16 protein-coding genes and 1 tRNA gene are annotated in these 19,761 nt (G+C 63.5%); 11 read left to right on the top strand and 6 right to left on the bottom strand.

Annotated elements, in window-relative coordinates:
- The first annotated feature begins 130 nt into the window (after positions 1-130).
- From ACNPAA_RS06860 to ACNPAA_RS06835, 6 genes are all read left to right on the top strand, one after another.
- Positions 131-206, top strand: a tRNA-Asn gene (locus ACNPAA_RS06860).
- Positions 207-978: 772 nt separating this feature from the next.
- A complete protein-coding gene (locus ACNPAA_RS06855) occupies positions 979-2,664 on the top strand; it encodes an aspartate:alanine antiporter (RefSeq protein ID WP_029314601.1) in 1,686 nt (561 codons plus the stop codon).
- A 222-nt stretch (positions 2,665-2,886) separates the two neighbouring features.
- On the top strand, positions 2,887-4,368 hold the full coding sequence (locus ACNPAA_RS06850) for a transglycosylase SLT domain-containing protein (RefSeq protein ID WP_417891666.1): 1,482 nt from the start codon (positions 2,887-2,889) through the stop codon (positions 4,366-4,368).
- 205 nt (positions 4,369-4,573) lie between these two features.
- Positions 4,574-5,539 carry a tripartite tricarboxylate transporter substrate binding protein gene (locus ACNPAA_RS06845; protein ID WP_417891661.1) on the top strand — a complete coding sequence of 322 codons (966 nt, stop codon included), beginning with the start codon at positions 4,574-4,576 and terminating at the stop codon, positions 5,537-5,539.
- Positions 5,540-5,581: 42 nt separating this feature from the next.
- Positions 5,582-6,043, top strand: coding sequence for a tripartite tricarboxylate transporter TctB family protein (locus ACNPAA_RS06840; RefSeq protein ID WP_417891660.1), 462 nt, complete (start codon positions 5,582-5,584; stop codon positions 6,041-6,043).
- Between the two features lie 9 nt (positions 6,044-6,052).
- The gene (locus tag ACNPAA_RS06835) at positions 6,053-7,585 is read left to right on the top strand and encodes a tripartite tricarboxylate transporter permease (protein ID WP_039041029.1); all 1,533 of its coding nucleotides are present in this window, start codon (positions 6,053-6,055) and stop codon (positions 7,583-7,585) included.
- Between the two features lie 61 nt (positions 7,586-7,646).
- Here ACNPAA_RS06835 and ACNPAA_RS06830 read toward each other — a convergent pair whose 3' ends face one another.
- The 4 genes from ACNPAA_RS06830 to ACNPAA_RS06815 all read right to left on the bottom strand — a co-directional run bounded on the left by ACNPAA_RS06830 (position 7,647) and on the right by ACNPAA_RS06815 (position 12,876).
- Positions 7,647-8,312 (bottom strand): response regulator, encoded by a 666-nt coding sequence (locus ACNPAA_RS06830; RefSeq protein WP_201871522.1) that lies wholly within the window; start codon positions 8,310-8,312, stop codon positions 7,647-7,649.
- The gene (locus ACNPAA_RS06825) at positions 8,313-9,896 is read right to left on the bottom strand and encodes an ATP-binding protein (protein ID WP_417891659.1); all 1,584 of its coding nucleotides are present in this window, start codon (positions 9,894-9,896) and stop codon (positions 8,313-8,315) included. It lies immediately after the preceding gene.
- Positions 9,893-11,104, bottom strand: coding sequence for an ROK family transcriptional regulator (locus ACNPAA_RS06820; protein ID WP_029314606.1), 1,212 nt, complete (start codon positions 11,102-11,104; stop codon positions 9,893-9,895). Before ACNPAA_RS06820 ends, ACNPAA_RS06825 begins: the two co-directional genes overlap by 4 nt.
- A 104-nt stretch (positions 11,105-11,208) precedes the next feature.
- Positions 11,209-12,876 (bottom strand): methyl-accepting chemotaxis protein, encoded by a 1,668-nt coding sequence (locus tag ACNPAA_RS06815; RefSeq protein ID WP_010674921.1) that lies wholly within the window; start codon positions 12,874-12,876, stop codon positions 11,209-11,211.
- Positions 12,877-13,004: 128 nt separating this feature from the next.
- On the opposite strand from ACNPAA_RS06815, the gene ACNPAA_RS06810 reads away from it, so the two are divergent.
- From ACNPAA_RS06810 to glpC, 5 genes are all read left to right on the top strand, one after another.
- Complete coding sequence (locus tag ACNPAA_RS06810; RefSeq protein ID WP_201871527.1) at positions 13,005-13,460, top strand: YchJ family protein; 456 nt, start codon at positions 13,005-13,007, stop codon at positions 13,458-13,460.
- A 221-nt stretch (positions 13,461-13,681) separates the two neighbouring features.
- Positions 13,682-15,361 (top strand): anaerobic glycerol-3-phosphate dehydrogenase subunit A, encoded by a 1,680-nt coding sequence (glpA, locus tag ACNPAA_RS06805; protein WP_043155898.1) that lies wholly within the window; start codon positions 13,682-13,684, stop codon positions 15,359-15,361.
- Positions 15,351-16,628 carry a glycerol-3-phosphate dehydrogenase subunit GlpB gene (gene glpB / locus ACNPAA_RS06800; RefSeq protein ID WP_043155899.1) on the top strand — a complete coding sequence of 426 codons (1,278 nt, stop codon included), beginning with the start codon at positions 15,351-15,353 and terminating at the stop codon, positions 16,626-16,628. Before glpA ends, glpB begins: the two co-directional genes overlap by 11 nt.
- 1 nt (position 16,629) lies before the next feature.
- A complete protein-coding gene (locus ACNPAA_RS06795; protein WP_171865753.1) occupies positions 16,630-16,767 on the top strand; it encodes a hypothetical protein in 138 nt (45 codons plus the stop codon).
- A gap of 51 nt (positions 16,768-16,818) precedes the next feature.
- On the top strand, positions 16,819-18,021 hold the full coding sequence (gene glpC, locus ACNPAA_RS06790; RefSeq protein ID WP_161469888.1) for an anaerobic glycerol-3-phosphate dehydrogenase subunit GlpC: 1,203 nt from the start codon (positions 16,819-16,821) through the stop codon (positions 18,019-18,021).
- 317 nt (positions 18,022-18,338) lie between these two features.
- Here glpC and ACNPAA_RS06785 read toward each other — a convergent pair whose 3' ends face one another.
- Both ACNPAA_RS06785 and ACNPAA_RS06780 read right to left on the bottom strand, forming a co-directional pair.
- Positions 18,339-19,340, bottom strand: coding sequence for a type I secretion C-terminal target domain-containing protein (locus ACNPAA_RS06785; protein WP_417891658.1), 1,002 nt, complete (start codon positions 19,338-19,340; stop codon positions 18,339-18,341).
- A partial coding sequence (locus tag ACNPAA_RS06780; RefSeq protein ID WP_417891657.1) for an IS66 family transposase occupies positions 19,337-19,761 on the bottom strand: 425 nt, incomplete at its 5' end. The genes ACNPAA_RS06785 and ACNPAA_RS06780, both read right to left, overlap by 4 nt.

The raw sequence follows: 19,761 nt of genomic DNA, 5'->3' as shown, positions 1-19,761 counted from the left end.
CGACTCCCGGCAAAAAACGGCAAGGGAGCAGTGTACCCCGAGTTGAAGGAGCTGGGTATCCGCTCACCCTCCCTGATGGCTATTGACCCTGAAATACGACCTCTGTATGATGCACCTCCTTGCCTGATGTTCCCCCGTAGTTCAGTCGGTAGAACGGCGGACTGTTAATCCGTATGTCACTGGTTCAAGTCCAGTCGGGGGAGCCAATTCCTCACCATCTCGGTGCAAGTTATCCACTTTAGTGCTTTCCTCTTCCAATTTTAATGCACAAGCCCTCCCCTGCGGCCTGACTCCCTTTTGATCTCCCGTTACTGACCAGCAGCGTTTTGTTCTGCTGCGTATAACTATTTGATTTTTATAGAAACAATTTATTGCAGGTATTTTTTGAACAGTCCTTGCAGCCCAGTATTGGCGCGGCTTTCAGCCTGATCGCCAAGTTTCATAAACAGGGTTATCCACAGTTTCTGTGGGTAACTTGACCAAAGCCACGGTTCATCTGGGCTGGCAGCCATTGTCCCCGGTTTGCGATGGCTGCCCCCGCTCTTCCCCATTTTCTGCTGTTTTTCCCTTCCCCCCTAAATGGGATGAATCGACTCGCGGTGCTGCCTGTGGGGGATTTTTTTTCGCTATGCCGCGTCCTGCGGGTCAGCCCTCGCCGGATGAGTCATGAGTCTCTTTTGTTACCCTTCAATTTCCTCAGTGGAAAATGCTGAAAAACATGCCCGTTTGCTCCCCATGCAGCAGGTAATAAATTGTCCACAGGAGCGTCATCCCCTCTCTGCTCAACAGCATATTTCACTCATTGACAGCGGGCCTTGCAGCGTAAAATAGAGGTGTTTTCCCCAGCCCCCCCCTCGCATCCCTATCTTCATCGAAGAGACCAGCACTTAACTGGCTGTTAATCCGCTTTGGCGCTTCTTTCTTGATACAGGATCCGGCACAATATCGGCCTCACTTTTATCCTCGGTTTTTCCGGGCATGACCATAGATTTCGTGACACTGCTACATCAAAGCGACTCCCTGCTGCTGTTCGTGGTACTGGCCTTCGGGCTGCTGCTGGGCAAGGTACGCATCGGCAACTTCCAGATAGGCAACACCATAGGCGTGCTCTTCACCGCCCTGCTGTTTGGCCAGATGGGATTCCAGTTTTCCACCTCCACTGAAAACGTCGGCTTCATGCTGTTCATCTTCTGTGTGGGAATTGAAGCGGGGCCGCACTTTTTCAGCGTCTTCCTTCGCGACGGCATCCACTACATCACCCTGACCCTGGTGATCCTGCTGTCGGCCCTGCTGCTGACCGTGGGGCTCGCCAAGTTCTTTAATCTGGGGCCCGGCATGGCCGCCGGCATTCTGGCAGGTTCCCTCACCTCCACGCCGGCCCTGGTGGGGGCGCAGGACGCCCTGCGAAGCGGATTGCTCAACCTGCCCCACCAGACCGACATGCAGTCGGTGCTGGACAACATGGGCATCGGCTACGCCCTGACCTACCTGGTGGGGCTGGTGGGGCTGATGCTGGTGGTGCGCTACCTCCCCTCCCTGGCCAGGCTGGATCTCAATACCGAAGCGCAGAAGATTGCGCGCGAGCGGGGGCTGTCCGACAGCGAGAGCCGCAAGACCTATCTGCCCATCATCCGCGCCTATCGGGTCGGCCCAGAGCTCGCCGCCTGGATCGGGGGGCGTACCCTGCGGGAGACCGGCATCTATCCCCACACCGGCTGCTATGTGGAGCGCATTCGCCGCAACGGCATCCTGGCGAGCCCCGACGGTGATGCCGTCATTCAGGAAGGGGACGAGATCGCCCTGGTGGGCTACCCCGAGAGCCACGAGAAGCTCGACGTCAACTACCGCAACGGCAAAGAGGTGTTCGATCGCAACCTGCTTGACCTCCAGATCGTCACCGAAGAGATCGTGGTGAAGAACGATGCCGTGGTGGGTCGCCACCTGGTGGAGCTCAACCTCACCGAGAAGGGGTGCTTCCTGAACCGGGTGGTGCGCTCCCAGATCGAGATGCCGTTCGATCGCAATATCATGCTGCAAAAGGGTGACGTGCTGCAGATCAGCGGCGAGAAGCAGCGGGTCAAGCTGCTGGCCAACAAGATCGGCTTCATCAGCATCCACAGCCAGACCACGGATCTGGTGGCCTTTGCCACCTTCTTCGTGCTGGGGCTGCTCATCGGCTCCGTCTCCCTGGTGTTCGGCCAGATAGAGTTCGGCCTCGGCAATGCCGTCGGCCTGCTGCTGGCGGGGATCCTGATGGGCTACCTGCGGGCCAACCACCCCACGGTGGGCTATGTGCCGCCGGGGGCCCTGCGCCTTGCCAAGGATCTCGGGCTCGCTGTCTTCATGGTGAGTACCGGCCTCAAGGCGGGGGGCGGCATCCTTGATCACCTGAGCGAAGTGGGGATGGTGGTGCTCTTCTCCGGCATGCTGGTGACCACCTTGCCAGTGCTGGTAGGCTACCTGTTCGGCGTCTGGGTGCTGAAAATGAACCCGGCCCTGCTGCTCGGTGCCATCACCGGGGCACGTACCTGCGCCCCGGCCATGGACGTGGTGAACGAGGCGGCCAACAGCTCCATCCCGGCGCTCGGCTACGCCGGCACCTATGCGGTGGCCAACGTCATGCTGACCCTGGCGGGCTCCTTCATCATCGGCTTCTGGTTCTAGCCAAACGGGCCCGCAACACGCAGAAAAAGAGGAGCCTCGGGGCTCCTTTTTTCATGGGCAGGCACTCCTGGATGGAATAGTGGAAATCGTGCTATGGGGACGGGTCTATCAAACTCAATAAGCTAAATCCTCTACAAGGCGCCACTTACACTCAATAAAACGAGCGAGGTGTAAGTGATGAAACGCGCATGGATGATTGTGATCTGGTGGTTCTGCTCCCTGATGCCAACCTGGGGGGCCGAATCCGGCAAGCAGGTGGCCCCCGAAGCAGGGACGGAGAAAAGCGCCCTGAGCTTTGCAAACGACGAGCTTGCCAAACCCAGGCTGGGAGATCTCGACGTCATGCTGGAACAGCGCACCATCAGGGTGCTCACCACCTACAACAAGACAGGATTTTTCATCACCAAGGGCGTGCAACGGGGGGCCACCTACGATGCCTTCATGCAGGTGGAAAAGCGCCTCAACGAACAGTTGCGCAAGAAAAAGGCGATCAAACGCCACCTCAAGGTGCACTTCGTCTTCATTCCCGTGGCCCGAGAAGCCCTGCTGAGCTCCCTCATCGAAGGCAAAGGCGACATCGCCGCCGCCAACCTCACCATCACGGACAAACGCAGGCAACAGGGTATCGCCTTCACCGATCCCCTGCTTGAAAACGTGCGGGAGCTGCTCGTCTCCGGACCCCTCTCCCCCAAGGTGGAAAGCGCCGCCGATCTTGGGGGCCAGCGCGTCTTCGTACGCCCCTCCTCCAGCTACTACGAGAGCCTGCTCGCCTACAACCAGGCTCGCAAGTCGGCGGGAGAGCCCCTCATCGACCTCCAACCCGCCTCGGAGGTGCTCGAAGATGAAGACCTGGTGGAGATGGTGAACGCAGGCCTGCTCCCCTTCATCGTCATGGACGAGCACAAGGCCCGCTTCTGGCAAAAGATTTTCCCCGGGATCACCATTCACGACACCCCCGTGTTCCGGGAAGGGGGCGTCATCGCCTGGGCAGTGCGCGAGGAGAGCCCCCAGTTGCTCGCCATGCTCAACGAGCAGATCAAGGCGCTGCGTGGCAAGGCGACGGGGGACGAGATCCTGGCCCGTTATCTCAAGCAGAACAAGTTCGTCAAAAGCGCCGCCGCCGAGGCGGAGCGCAAGAAATTCCTGCAGGTGGTCGAGCTGTTCCGTGAATATGGCGAACGCTATGACATGGACTGGCTGCTGATGGCGGCCCAGGGCTACCAGGAGTCCGCCCTCAACCACCAGGCCCGCAGCCATGTGGGCGCCATCGGCATCATGCAGATCATGCCCGCCACCGGCAAGGGGCTGAAGGTCGGCGACATCCGCAAGCTCGAGCCCAATATTCACGGCGGCGTCAAATACATGCGCTGGATGATCGATCACTACTATGCGGACGAGCCCATGACCGCACTCGACAAGGCCCTCTTCTCGTTCGCCTCCTACAATGCCGGTCCCGCCCGAGTGGCGCGGCTCCGCGCCGAGGCCAGAAAACGGGGGCTGGATCCCAACGTCTGGTTTCACAACGTCGAGTACGTGGCAGCGGAGAAAATCGGCCCCGAGACGGTCACCTATGTGGGCAACATCTACAAGTACTACATCGCCTACAAGCTGGTGATGGAGCAGATGCAACTGAGGGAGAAGGCCAGCGAGGCCCTGAAGCAGGAGAAGATGGTCGAGAAGGTCTCGGCAGCAGAGAAATCATAGGCACCTCAAACCCATGCCGATTGCAGGCGGGGCTCCCTCTTTACCAGAGGCGAGCCCCGCTTCTTATTTCCACGTCTGCCCCTCCTTGCCCCATGACCAGAATGAACAGAATGGGCAGAACAGCCTTAATAGCCATTACGGCCAGATTGTTTTCCAATCAGACATGATTAATTAACCTCCTCGCAACAATCACAAGGAGAACACCATGTTGCAAGGAACCTTCAAGCGCACCCTGCTCTGCTGCCTGCTGGGGGCCAGCCTCGGCGCCCAGGCCAAGATAGACGAAGTCCACTTTCTGATCCCGGGCGGCGCCGGCGGCGGCTGGGACAACACGGCCCGTGGCACCGGCGAGGCTCTGACCAAGTCCGGCCTCATCAACACCGCTTCCTACCAGAACATCTCGGCCGGCGGCGGCGCCAAGGCCATCGCCCACCTCATCGAGACCTCGGCACAGTCCGACAAGACGCTGCTGGTCAACTCCACCCCCATCATCGTCAAGTCCCTCTCCAAGGAGCTGCCGCAATCCTTCCGGGATCTCACCCCGGTCGCCGCCATCATCGCCGACTATCAGGCGCTGGCGGTCCCCCTGGACTCCCCCTATCAGAACTGGGCCCAGTTGCTGGCCGCCTATGAAGCCAATCCCGCCAAGGTGAAGATTGCCGGCGGCTCCGCCCGCGGCAGTCTGGATCACCTGGTGGCCGCCATGACCTTCAAGAATGCGGGGGCCGATGCCGGCAAGCTGCGCTACGTGGCCTATGACGCCGGCGGCAGCGCCATGGCGGCGGTGCTGGCGGGGGAAACCCAGGTGCTCTCCACCGGCTTTGGCGAGGCGATGGAGGCGGTCAAGTCCGGCCAGATGCGGATCCTCGGCGTCACCGCCCCCGAGCGGATGCCGGACGCCAGCCAGGTGCCCACCTTCTCCGAGCAGGGCAACCCCACCGTGTTTGCGAACTGGCGCGGCTACTTCGCCTCCCCCGACGTCAGCCCCGAGCAGTCCGCCGAGTTCGCCGCTCTGCTCAAGCAGATGTACGACAAGCCGGAGTGGGAAGCGGTGCGCGCGCGCAACAGCTGGATCAACCAGTATCAGGCCGGTCCCGAGTTCACTGCCTTCCTCAACAGCCAGGAGCAGCAGATCGGCGGCCTGATGCGCGAGCTCGGCTTCATCAAATAACCCTCAGCCTGTGGCGGGCCAGGCCCGCCCATCGGAGTCATCATGCCACTGACCAAGGAAAGGTTCGGGGGGCTGCTGTTTTTGCTGCTCTCCCTCGCCTACGGCTATCACGCCACCCAGATCCCCGGCTACCCGGGGGACGAATATGAACCCTTTACCGCCAGCACCCTGCCCTATGCCCTGGCAGGTGTCGGGGTCCTGCTCTCCCTGATCCTGATCTGTTCCCCGGGAGGAGAGCGACTGGGCAAGGAGTCCGGCAACTGGCGGCTGGTGTTCGCCCTGCTGGGACTGATGCTGGCCTATGGCCTGGCCCTTGGCTGGCTCGGCTTCCTCGTCGCCACCATCTTGTTCCTCATCGGCGGCATCCGGCTGATGGGCGAGCAAAGCCTCGCCTTCGCCTGCAAGGTGAGCATACCTTTCACCCTCATGTTCTGGGCCCTGCTGACCAAGGGGCTCAATGTCTATCTCGAGCCGGGTCGGCTGTTCACCCAGTTGCTGGGATAAGGAGAACCCATGTTAGACGGAATCCTGCAAGGGCTCGGCACCGCCATGATGCCCATCAACCTCTTCATGGTGGTGGTCGGCTGCTTCGTCGGCACCTTTATCGGCATGCTGCCGGGGCTGGGCCCGGTCACCGCCATCGCCCTGATGATCCCCATCACCTACGGGCTGGATCCGGCTTCCGGCATCATCCTGATGGCCGGGGTCTATTACGGCTCCATGTTCGGCGGCTCCACCGCCTCCATCCTGATCAACACCCCGGGCTGCTCCGCCAGCATGATCACCGCCATCGACGGCTATCCCCTGGCCTGCAAGGGGCAGGCGGGCAAGGCGCTGGCCATCGCCGCCTACGCCTCCTTCGTCGGCGGCACCCTGTCGGCCATCTTCCTGATGGTGGCGGCGCCCCTGCTCGCCAAGGTCTCCCTCGCCTTCCAGTCGGCGGACTACTTCGCCCTCATGGTGCTCGGGCTCTCCGCGGTGGCGGCTTTCGCCGGCAAGGGGCAGGTGCTCAAGGCGCTGATCATGGCGCTGTTTGGCATCATGATCTCCACCGTCGGCATCGACCGCAGCGTCGGGGTGGACAGATTCACCTTCGGGTTGCCGGATCTGCGTGATGGTTTCTCCTTCCTGCTGCTGGCCATGGCCACCTTTGCCCTCGCGGAGATCCTGATGACGGTGCTGCGCCCGGGCAAGGACACCAGCCAGGAGGAGGCGAGCAAGATGCAGCAGCTCGGCTCCCTCAAGCTGAGCCGGGACGAGGTAAAGGAGATAGCGCCCCCCATAGCCCGCTCCTCTGTGCTGGGGTTCCTCATCGGCGTGCTGCCGGGGGCCGGTGCCACCATCGCCTCCTTCATGGCCTATGGGGCCGAGCGCAACTTCGCCCGCAAGGGCAAACGGGACGAGTTTGGCAAGGGCAGTCTGACCGGCATAGCCGCGCCGGAAGCGGCCAACAACGCCGCCTCCAGCGGGGCCTTCGTGCCCCTGCTGACTCTGGGGATCCCGGGCTCCGGCACCACGGCCCTGATGCTGGGGGCCCTCATCGCCTACGGCATCCAGCCGGGCCCGCGTCTGTTCATGGAGCACCCTGACGTCTTCTGGTCGGTGATCATCTCCATGTATCTGGGCAACGTGGTGCTGCTGATCCTCAACCTGCCGCTCATTCCCTACCTGGCCAAGATCCTGCAAGTGCCGCGCCCCGTGCTCATCCCCATGGTGCTGCTGTTCTCGCTGATCGGGGTCTATCTGGTCTCCTTCAACACCATGGACATCTATGTGATGGTGCTGGTGGCCCTGGTGGCCATCGGGCTGCGCCTGCTTGACTTCCCCATGGCCCCCATGCTGCTCGGCTTCATCCTGGGGGGCATGCTGGAGGACAACCTGCGCCGGGCCCTGGTGATCAACGACGGCTCCCTGAGTTTCCTGTGGGAGCGCCCCATCACCCTGGGCTTCACCCTGGTCACCCTGGTGATGCTGCTGCTGCCGCTCTGGCAGTGGTGGCAGGCCCGTCGCACGCCGGTAGCGACCCTGCAATCCGACCCGACCTGATCCCAGCCATCACAAAAAGAGCGCCAAAAGGCGCTCTTTTTCTTGAGTTGGAACCGGCCACTCAGCGCTGACGGTAGCGCCGCTCCGGCCGCCCCACTGTGCCGTACTCCAGCTCCGGGCTCGCCAGCTGCTGACCCACCAGAAACTCCAGATAGCGGCGCGCCGTGGTGCGGCTCACCCCGACCCGGCTGCCTATCTCCTCGGCGCTGGCCCCCTCCTGATGGAGGGCCGCCAGCACCCTTTGCAGGGTGAGGGCGTCTATCCCCTTGGGCAGGCCGCCCGCCGCCACCTGTTGCAACGGGGAGCCAAGGAGCGCATCCACCGCCTGCTGATCGATGTCCGCCAGCGCCGCAAGCGCGGCGCGGCTCTGGCAATATTTGTCGAGCGTATCGCGCAGTCGCTCGAACACCACGGGTTTCAAGATGAAATCCACCACCCCGAGGCGCATCGCCTCCTGCAGTGCCGTGGCCTCACGGGCGGCGGTGAGCAGGATGACGTCGAGGTGGGCCCCGCGCTGGCGCAACTCCCGCAGCAGGGAGAAGCCCTCCCCGTCCGGCAGCCAGACATCCAGCAACACCAGATCGGGTTTGAGGATCTCTATCTGCTCTCTGGCATCGAACAGGGTGAGCGCCACCCCCAGCACCTCGAAACCGGCGAGGCGCTGCACGAAGCGACGGTGGATCTCGGCAATGGCCGGATCATCCTCGACGATCAGGATCTTGATCACTCATACCTCCTTGGGAATGTAACAGACGACGCAACTTCCCTGCGCCGTGGCTTCGATGGTGATCTCCCCCTGCAGGGCATCGAGGGTCTTGCGCACCAGGGAGAGCCCGATACCGTGTCCTGGCTCGGGCTTGCTGCTGACCCCCTGTTCGAACAACCTGTCCGCCAACTGCGGGTCGATGCCGCCAGCCCCGTCCTCCACCTCCAGCACCAGATCCTGCCCCAGATCGCTCAGGGAAACCCGGATGGGCTGATAGGGCGCACCGTGGCCGCGGGTCGCCTCGAAGGCGTTGTCGATGAGGTTGCCCAGTACCGTCACCAGCTGGGAGCCGCTGACCCGGGCGGGAATGTCGTGCAGGCGGGAATCCGGGTCCACCTCCAGCACCAGTCCCAGCTCATGGGCTCTGTGGTACTTGCCAAGCAGCAGGCCCGCCACCTTGGGCTTGGCGATGGCCCCCATCAAAAAGCTCAAGAGGGCCTGCTCGGTGGCCGCCTCCCGGCCGATGAAGGCGAGCGCCTCCCGGGTGGCGCCCAGCTCAATGAGACCGGCGATGGTGCCGAGCTGGTTGTTGTGTTCGTGGGTCTGCACCCGCAGCAGATCGCTGTAGGCCTGCACCTGGGAGAGCTGGGCACTGAGCTCGGCCAACTCGTCCTTGCGCCGAAAGCTCGACACGGCGCCAATCAGCCTGCCCTCCTGCACCAGGGGCAACCGGTTGACGATGAGAGACTGGCCGTTGAGCACTATCTCCTCGTCATACTGGGGCCGGGGATCCTGAATGAGGGAGAGCATGCGGCTGCCGGGCAGCAAGCGGGTGACGGGCTGGCCTATGGCGGCCTGCGCAGCCCGCTCATCGAGGCGCAGCAGCCGAATGCCGTTGGGGTTGAGGGAGGTGAGCCTGCCTTGCTCGTCTATGGTGAGTATTCCCTCGCGCACCGTGCGCAGGGTGCAGTCGAGCTCCGCATAGAGGCGGCCGATCTGCTCGGGCTCAAACCCCAGCAGGGCCCGCTTGTAGCGTTTGGCCAGCCAGGCCGCGGCGACACTGTTGAGCAGCACTATGAGCAGTGTCATTGCGAGGCCAAAGCGCAGGAAGCCCTGCAAATCCGCCTCTATGTCCCGCACCAGATAACCGAACGAGACCACGCCGATGACCCTGCCCATCTCATCCCGGATGGGCCCCTTGCCGCGCACCGAGACCCCGAGGGACCCTTGAGCGCGGGAGATGTAGAACTCCCCCCGCAGGGCGCGTCCGGGATCGTCCCCCATCATGGGTTTGCCTATCCTGTCCGCATTGGGGTGCACCAGGCGGCGCGCCTCCTTATCGCCGATGACGATGTAGCTGGCACCGACCTCGGCCCGCATCCGCTCCACCAGGGCATTGAGGCGGACCGTATCCGCCCGCTTCACCCCGGCGATGACGCCGGACTCCCGCGCTACCAGCCGTGCCACATCCAGGGCCTGATCCCCCACCTCCCGGTAGCGCTGCTCGGCGACATAGTAGTAACTGGCCCCGCTCAGCAACACCAGTTGCAACAGACTGACCAGACAGAGAATGAGCAGGAAGCGTCCTTGCAACCCGAGCCTCATGCCTCCTTGTCGCCTCGCAACAAGTCGAGCAGCAGACTGCCATCGCGCAGGGCCTTGTGCACCTGCACCGAGGTGGGTTTGGTGGGATCTTCGTAGAAGTGGGTGGATTCGATCTGCAGGCGTACCAGGTACTCGGCGGGCAACTGGCTTGCCAGGGACTGGTGCAGCATGGGGAAGAGCAGTCGATCGGCCCGGGTGATCTCCCCCCCGAGCAGCAGCTTGCCCGGGTTGAGCAAGCAGATGAGGTTCGCCAGCACCCGGGAGAGGCGGCCCGCCGCCTGGTGCAGGATGTCCTGACACAGGCTGTTGCCCGCCAGCGCCAGCTCGCACAGCTCGCGGATGGTGACGCTTTCGGGCAGATCGAACTCCTGCATCCGTTCGCGCAGCTCCCGATATTGCGCCTCCAGCGCCTGATTGGTCACGAGCGTGCAGGCGCAACCGAAGCCACCGCAGTAGCAGCGCTGGCCATAAGGTTCGAGCTGCAGGTGGCTGAGATCCCCGAGCAGAGCCGACTCGCTCTCGATGAGCTGGCCATTGACCACCATGCCGACCCCGATGTCGTTGTGCACGAACACCAGCACCGCATCCGAGCAGTTCCTGGCGGCCCCCCACTCCCGCTCGGCCTGGATCCAGGTGCGCACGTCGCCGCTCACCAGCACGGGTACCGAGAAGGCCTCCTGCAGGGTGGGACCGAGGGGCCAGTTGCGCAGATCGTAATAGGGAAAATGCTTGACCATGCCGGAGTGGCGCTCCACCTGGCCGGGCAGGCAGAGGGCGATGCAGGCCAGACGCAGCGCCTTCTTGGGCAAAAAGCCCTCGATGGCCCGCACCAGGCTGGCCAGCAGCTCGGCACGCTCCGCCTCGTTGAAGACATGGCGATGGCGCGCCAGGGAGTGACCAGCTAGGTCAAACAGGGCCATGTCCACATAGCCGCGCCCCAGACGCATGGAGAGAAACTGGAAGCGGCGCTCGTTGATGCGCAGCAGGGTCTGGCGACGGCCACGCCCCACCGAGCTCTCGCCGCAGGTGACCACCAGGCCGCCGTCCAGCAGCTCGCGGGTGATCTTGGTGATGCTGGCCGGCGACAGGCCGGTCAGACGGGACAGATCGGTACGGGACAGCTCCTTGTGCTCCTCCAGGCTGGCATAGACCAGGCCGTAGTTGAGCTGACGGATCAAATCGATACTGCCTTTCACGATCTCATTCATAGGGTTGGGGCTAACGAAAGGAACGAATGGCGCGATTTTCACACATTCTGCGCCGATCCCCAAATTTGCCGTCTGGAAATCCTGTCCAGACGGCAAAAATGTGATTAGTAACGGAAGCGGGAGACGAGTTGGCGCAATTTGTCACCCGTGCCTGCCAGGGCGCGGGTGGTGGTGCTGGACTCCCCGGACGCCTCGGTCAGCTCGCTGACGATCTGCTGGATGGCCACCAGGTTCTTGTTGATCTCCTCGGAGACCGCGTGCTGCTCCTCGGCGGCCGTGGCGATCTGGATGTTCATGTCGTTGATGGTGCCGACCGCCGCCACCATGCTGTCCAGGGAGCTGGCGATGTGGCTCGCCTCCTGCACCGTCTCCTGGCTGCGTGCCTCGCTGGCCTGCATCACCTCCACCGCCTGTTTCACCCCGCCCTGCAGGCGCTGGAGCATCTCGTTGATCTCCTTGGTGCTCTGCTGGGTACGGCCCGCGAGGGATCGCACCTCGTCCGCCACCACCGCAAAGCCGCGCCCCTGCTCGCCCGCCCGGGCCGCCTCGATGGCGGCGTTGAGGGCCAGCAGGTTGGTCTGATCGGCGATGCCGCGAATGACCTCCACCACGGAGCCTATCTTGCCGGTCTCATGGGCGAGCTGCTCGATGACCCCGGCTGCCACATGCACTTCGTCCACCAGCCGGTTGATGCTGCCGATGGCGCTGTTCACCACCCCCCGGGCCGCATCGGACTCGCGGGCCGCATCGCTGGTGGCGCTGGCGGCGTTGGAGGCGCTCGCCGCCACCTCCTGGGCGGTGGAGCTCATCTCGGTCACCGCGGTCACCACCTGATCCGTCTCCTTGCCGTGGCCCTGCATCTGCCTGTCCGCATGCTCGCTCAGGCTATGCAGCCGATCCACGGCCCCCAGCAACTGGTGACTGGTCTCCCCCACCTGGCTCACCACCGACTGGATCCGCTCGACGAAGCGGTTGAAGGCGGCAGCCAGCTGCCCCACCTCGTCCTTGCTCTGCACCTTGAGGCGCTGGGTCAGATCCCCGTCCCCGTCGGCGATGTCGTTGAGTGCGGCAACCGCATCCGCCAGCGGGCGGGTGACCCGGTTGCCGATCACCACGGTGGCCGCCAGGGTCACCCCCAGGATCACCAGGATGAACAGCACTCCGGTTTTCAGGGAGCCATACATGGTCTCCTCCCGCTCGCTGCGCAGGGTGGCCAGCTCATTGTCGATGTCGTCGATGTAGAAGCCCGTGCCCACGACCCACTGATATTTGTCGAGCACCAGGTTGAAGGAGAGCTTGGGGGCATCCCGCCCGATAGAGGGCTTGTTGGTCCAGTACTCCGAGAAGCCATCTCCTTCCCGCGCCGACTTGATGATCCCCTGAATGAGGAAGGCCCCCTTGGTATCCTTGTCCTGCCAGCGGTTCTTCCCCTCCATCTCGGGCCGGGTCGGCAGCAGCACGGTATTGCCCTGATAGTCGTAGACGAAGAAGTAGCCGTCGCTGCCATAGCGCAGCGGCCGCAATATCTCCTTCACCTGCTGGCGCACTTCGGGGCTGTCAGGCTTGCCGTAGCTGCCCTCGATGGCCGTCTTGGCCAGCATCAGATAACTGCTGAGCAGCGCCTTGCGCTCCTTGATTGCCCTCTCCCGCGCCACCACCAGATCCGATTCCAGATCGCTCCTGGCCACCAGGTAGTTGCTGAGATTGACCACCAGGGCCATCAGCAGCACGGGGATGGCCCCCAGTAACAGGATCTTCTGCTTAAGTGTCATTGTGTCACCCTTTGTGCTGTGTTCATTGCTGCATGATGTCTGCCTAAACGGCATGGGAAGCTGGCCGAAAGGGAAGTACGTTCGCTACAATCCCGCCACCTTTAATTATCGACCAGATGAGCTGACTCATGAGCCTATGTCCTTGCGGTTCCTCTCTTTTTCTTGCCAAGTGCTGCGGTGTACTCCACGCAGGTCAGCCCGCCGCCACCCCGGAGCAGCTGATGCGATCCCGCTACAGCGCCTTCGTGCTGGGATTGGGAGAATATCTGGTACACAGCTGGCACCCGGACTATCTGAACGGGTTGACCGCGGCCGACCTCTCATCGACCGACACCCGCTGGGATGGCCTCGAGATCCTCGCCAGCCAGGGCGGCCCCGATGACACCCTCGGCATGGTGGAATTCAAAGCCTGGTTCCTGGAGGGGGACGAACGTCACTGCCTTCATGAGCGCTCCCGCTTCGTGCGCCATCAGGGGCGCTGGGTCTACACCGACGGCGAGCAGGATCCGGCGCCGCTGCGGGTGGGGCGAAACGACCCCTGCCCCTGTGGCAGCGGCAAGAAGTTCAAGAAGTGCTGCGGCTGAGGTTTCCCCCACGCCGCCCTCTGGCCAGCCCCCGGGCTGGCCTTCTCCCCTCCCGTCATGCTTTCCCCTGCCCGCCTCGACGGTGACGTGAGGTTCATCACATTTCGCTCATCGCCTCACACTCAGTGAGCGTTTACGAACATTAATTTGGCCCATATCAAACATTTTACGTCGTGAAGGCGCCACACTGGCCTCATCTGGAAGAGATGAGACGGGCAAGAATGAAAAGAATCACCACACAAGTCGTCATCATAGGGGGGGGCGCCACCGGCGCCGGCATCATGCGCGATTGCGCACTGCGCGGCATCGACTGCATCCTGCTTGAGCGGGACGACATCGCCGCCGGCACCACGGGCCGCAACCATGGCCTGCTCCACTCCGGCGCCCGCTACGCGGTGACGGATCAGGAGTCCGCCCGCGAATGCATTCAGGAGAACCGCATCCTCAAGCGGATCGCCAGCCACTGCGTCGAGGACACCGGCGGCCTCTTCATCACCCTGCCGGAAGATGACATCCATTTTCAAAATACCTTCATGGACGCCTGCGCCCTGGCAGGCATCGACGCCCGCCAGCTGGATCCCGCCGAGGCGCTGCGCCTTGAACCCAACGTCAACCCGGCGCTGATCGGTGCCATCCAGGTGCCGGACGGCACGGTCGACCCCTTCCGCCTGGCCGCTGCCAACGTGCTGGACGCCAAGGAGCACGGCGCCCGCATCTTCACCCACAGCAAGGTGCTGGGGCTTTTGCGCACCCAGGATAGGGTGCACGGGGTCAAGGCCATCAACACCCGCACCGGCGAAGCGTTCGAGGTGGAGTGCCAGGAGGTGATCAACGCCGCCGGCATCTGGGGCCAGCAGATCTGCGAGTATGCCGACCTCGGCATCCGCATGTTCCCGGCCAAGGGCTCATTGCTCATCATGGATTACCGCCTCAACCAGCTGGTGCTCAACCGCTGCCGCAAACCGGCGGACGCGGACATTCTGGTGCCGGGCGATACCATCTCCCTCATCGGCACCACGTCGAGTCGTATCGATTACCACAAGATTGACCAGCTCAGCGTCGAGCCCGAAGAGGTGGAGGTGCTGCTGCGCGAGGGGATAAAACTGGCCCCCATCATGGCCCGCACCCGATTGCTGCGGGCCTACGCCGGCGTTCGCCCTCTGGTGGCAGTGGATGGCGACGAGTCCGGCCGCAACATCAGCCGTGGCATCGTGCTGCTGGATCACGCCGAGCGAGATGGCCTCCAGGGTTTCAACACCATCACCGGCGGCAAGCTGATGACCTACCGGCTGATGGCCGAATGGGCCACCGACTTGCTTGCCAAAAAGCTTGGCAACAGCAAGCCCTGCCGCACCGCCGAGCTGAGCCTGCCCGGCTCGCGGGATCCGGAGAAGGTCTCCGCCCCCGGCCTCTCGGTACCCGCCGAAGGCTCGGCCCAGTACCGCCACGGCGAGCGGGTCATCGCCTTTTTCCGCGACAACCCCAAGGCCAACGCCCTCATCTGCGAGTGCGAGATGGTGACCGCGGGCGAGATTGAATACGCCCTGCGGGAGCTCGACGTGGACAACCTGGTGGACTTGCGCCGCCGCACCCGCCTGGGTATGGGCCCCTGTCAGGGGGAGCTGTGCGCCTACCGCGCCGCCGGCCTGATGCAGGAGTACGGCAAGGCGGACGGTCGTCAGGCCTGCGTCATGCTGCGCCAGTTCCTGGAGGAGCGCTACAAGGGCACCCGGCCCGTGCTCTGGGGCGATGCCCTGCGGGAAGCGGAATTTACCTACTGGATCTACGAAGGGCTGTTCGGCCTTGGCGAGTGGACGGCCCCCCACCTGGTGAGCGAGCCCCCCTTCCCGCTCGATGCCAGCACCGCCAATTCCACCAAGGAGCGCAGCCATGAAATTTGACAGCATCGTGATCGGCGGCGGCATGGCGGGCCTCTCGGCAGCCCTGCGCCTCGCCGAGGCCGGCCAGAAGACCCTGCTGATGGCTTCCGGCCAAAGCGCCCTGCACTTCTCCTCCGGCTCGGTGGATCTGCTGGAGAGCGACGGGGATCCCCGCGCCGCCCTGCCCGCCTTCATGGCGGCCCATCCGGATCACCCTTACAGCAAGGTGGGGATGCAGAATATCGAGGGGAGTCTGGCCGACCTGCAACGCCACTGCGCAGAAGAGGGGCTACCCTTGATGCGCCAGGAGCACAACCACCAGCGGCTGACCCCCATCGGCACCCTGAAATCCACCTGGCTCTCCCCAGACACTTGCGCCTGCATGACCGATGCCCCCGCCCCGGACGCCATCCTGCTCGCCACCCTGGAAGGGTTTCGCGATTTTCACCCGGCGCTCGCGGCGGCGAATCTCGCGACCCACGCCCGTTTTGCCCACAGCCGCATCCTGACCGGGGAAATTCGCCTGCCCCAGCTCGCCCAGTTCAGCCGCAATCCCCACGAGTTTCGCTCCGCCGACATCGCCCGCCTGTTCGACAAGCAGGGGCCTGGCCAGCAGGACCTGCTGGCGGATCTGGCCCGCGAGATCAGCCGCATGGTGCAGGGATGCGGCGTGCCCGGCTGTCGCCATATCGTGCTGCCCGCCTGCCTGTCGCTGGGGCTGGTCGGCCCGCGTCTGAGCGAGCTGGAACGGCGCACCGGCTGCACCATCAAGGAGGTGGCCACCATGCCGCCGTCCCTCATCGGCATGCGGATGCAGGAGGCCCTCAAGCGCCGCTTCATGACCCTTGGCGGCACCTTCCTCACCAGCGAGCGGGTGCTGGGCGCCCGCTATGACGGCGACAAGGTGATCGGGGTGCACAGCCAGCACGGGGAGGATCAGCTGTTCGAGGCGGACCACTTCGTGCTCGCCTCCGGCAGCTTCTTCAGCCGCGGGCTGGAGTCGCGCCTCGGGGGCATTCGTGAACCCATCTTCGATGCCGACGTACTGAGCCTTGCCGAGCGCGACACCTGGGCCGGCCGCCGCCTGTTCGACCACCATCCCTTCATGGGCTTCGGGGTCAAGACCGACGAGCGGCTGCGGGTGCTGCGCGGCGGCAGGCCCCTCACCAACCTTTACGGCGCCGGCAGCGTGCTCGCGCACTATGACCCCATTAAAGAAGGTTCCGGCTCCGGCGTGGCCGTTGCCACCGGCTGGCAAGCCGCTGGCCATATTCTGGCGGAGGGCTGAGATGAATCACATATTATCACTCCAACGACACGGCGTGCTGGCCCACGACGATGCCCAATCCATGGAGGGCTCTGGCTCAGGTGTCGCGGTCGCCACCGGCTGGCAGGCCGCCGGTCACATTTTGAGTTCAGCCCGATGATGATTTCGCCCCATATCCCGTGCCTTCACACCCAACGGGAGGAGAACTGACATGCTACTGGATCATGCCAACCAGACTTTCGATCAGTGCATCAAATGCACCGTCTGTACCGCCTACTGCCCGGTGGCCAAGGCCAACCCGGCCTACCCCGGCCCCAAGCAGGCGGGCCCGGATGGGGAGCGGCTGCGCATCAAGAGTCCCGAGCTCTTTGACAGCGCCCTCAAGTACTGCACCAACTGCAAGCGCTGCGAAGTGGCCTGCCCGAGCGGGGTGCGCATCGGCGACATCATCGCCAAGGCCAAGCACCAGTACAGCGGCTTCAAACCGGGGATCCGCGAGTTCGTGCTCTCCCACACGGATCTGATGGGCAGCATGTCCACCCTGATGGCCCCGGTGGTCAACTTCACCACCGGCCTCAAGCCGATGAAGCAGGTGCTGGACAAGGCGCTGGGAGTCTCCTCCCACCGGGACTTGCCCAAATACTCACAAGGCACCTTCCGCGGCTGGTACAAGAAGCAGAAAACGACTCAGGCCCGCTTTGCGCGCCAGATCGCCTACTTCCACGGCTGTTATGTGAACTACAACCACCCCCAGCTCGGCAAGGAGCTGGTGCAGGTGCTCAACGCCATGAACATCGGTGTCCAGCTGCTTGCGCGGGAGAAGTGCTGCGGCGTGCCGCTGATTGCCAACGGCTTCATGGACAAGGCCAGGCGGCAGGCGGCCTTCAATATCCAGCAGCTGGAGAACACCCTGCTCGGCAACGAGATGCCGCTCTTGGCCACCTCCTCCACCTGCGGCTTCACCCTGCGCGACGAATATCCCCACCTGCTGGAGCAGGACAACCACAAGGTGCGGGATCGCATCTCCCTGGTGACCCGCTTCCTGTGGAACGAGTTCGATCGGGGCAACAAACCGGCCATGAAGCCCCTCAATCTGCACATCGCCTACCACACCCCCTGCCACCTGGAGAAGATGGGGGGCGTCATCTACACCCTCGAGCTGCTGCGGGCCATCCCCGGCGTCAAGGTGACGGTGCTGGACTCCCAGTGCTGCGGCATCGCCGGCACCTACGGCTTCAAGTCCGAGAACTACGACACCAGCCAGGCCATCGGCCAGGGGCTGTTTGATCAGATAAACCGGCTCAAGCCCGATCTGGTCATCACCGACTGCGAGACCTGCAAGTGGCAGATCGAGATGAGCACGCCGTTTCGCTGCGAACACCCGGTGCACCTGCTGGCACGGGCGCTGGCCTGACCGCCATCCCCCCGGTCCGCCCATCATCCCGGGCACCGGCTTGGAAGCGACACTCCCCGGTCAATGCCTGCGCCCCCTCTGGCCCGGCATTGACCGGGATCGGCGCGGCAAGGCCCTGACGCCGCCCGGGCAGCCCGATGGGAGGCCCGGGCGGCGAATTCCTTTGGTTGTTTGAACCACCCACACAGTAAAAAGCAGCAACAACACCCACTCTGTTAAAAACCATCTCCCATTACCACCACCAGGAAATATCAAGCCAGCATATTCAGCCAAAAAAAGAGCCGGCATTCGCCGGCTCTTTGCATCATCTCACCCCATCAGGGGTGCTGGATGATCAGGCTGTGCTGATCCAGCATGGATTGCAGGATGTCGTGAGAGGAGGAGCCGCTCAGGTTCCAGCCACTCAGATCCACGTCCTTCAGGGTGATCTGCTGGGTGACATTGCCATCCCCCGCCGGGGAGACCGACAGGCTCACGTCACTCAGGCCGTTGCCGGTGCTGGTCACCGATGCCTGGAGATGACCCAGCAGGCCATCCACGCTGCTGTCGGTCACCCCCTTGAGCAGGTCCGCCAGATCGATCCTGTCCCCCTCCTGAGGACGGAAGTCGGTGATGGTGTCTATCGCCGGAGAGGCCGTCGTCCCCTCGTCACCACTGCCCCACACGAAGAGATCGCTGCCGGCGCCACCGGTCAGGATGTCATTGCCCTGACCGCCCCGCAGCACATCATCTCCCATGCCGCCCAGGAGGCGATCATTGCCGGAGGAGCCGAACAGCCAGTCCCCCTGATCCGAGCCCAGCAGATCGTGACCGCTCTGGCTGTGGATGGTGATGGTCTCCGTGGCCGAGCTCAGGGTGCCGCCACCCAGGCTGGATTCGGCACTCAGGGTGAGGGCATGATCCCCCGCCGGCAGATCCTTGAGGTAGATGGGCACGGACTGGTCCATCGGCAGCAACCAGTCGTTGCCATCCGCGTGGCCGACGCTCTGGCCGTGCTCGTCCACCACCTGGGCGCTGCCGAGGTTCTGGATCCGCACCGACAGCTCACCCGGGGCCGGATTGACCACGCTGGCGCTGAGGTTGAGCGGCACCCAGGCCCCTTGCAACGCAAGGATATCGTGGGTGCCGACCCCCAATTGGGGATCGTCCGGCTCGGCCGTCACCTGGATGGCAATCTGGGCGCTGTCGGTCAGGACGCCACCGGCACCGGTATTGCCCTGATCCGAGGTGGTGATGCTCAGGTTGTCCTGACCCCAGAAGTCCCTGGCTGGCTCGTAGTGCAGGTTGCCTGCCAACAGACCGTTGAGGTATCTATTCACCAGGACGGGGTTGACGGCATCAGTTCTGCCGGGATGGGATAATCTGTCTTCTCGATGCACGCCCTGACCACGGCCCTCAACCACTCCTGTGGGCAGCGGCCCAATCGCTTGCCGGTCTCCACCAACGACAGGATGCGCTGGCGAAACAGCTCGCCCCGGTGAGACCACACGCCGTAGCTACCCTTGCGCCAGAGCACATAGCCACGCAGCGCCCGCTCCGCCTCGTTGTTGGTCAGCGCTATTTCGTCGTCAGTCATAAACCGCCACAGCATCTCGTCATCCCGCAGCAGCAACTGGCATCGTCCACGGTAGCGTTTGCTGCACAACAGGGCGCCGCGCTCCAACTGGCTTCGCCAGCTTTGCCGGTAACGCGCGAGCCTGCGCAGGTATTTCTGCTTGCTCAACGCACCGCTTTCCCAAC

Origin of the sequence: Aeromonas sp. PS2Canimalfood6 (assembly GCF_048276795.1) — a bacterium.
Taxonomy (GTDB): domain Bacteria; phylum Pseudomonadota; class Gammaproteobacteria; order Enterobacterales; family Aeromonadaceae; genus Aeromonas; species Aeromonas caviae.
The sequence above is the reverse complement of the archived record's forward strand: the minus strand, read 5'-3'. Positions and strand labels throughout refer to the sequence as shown.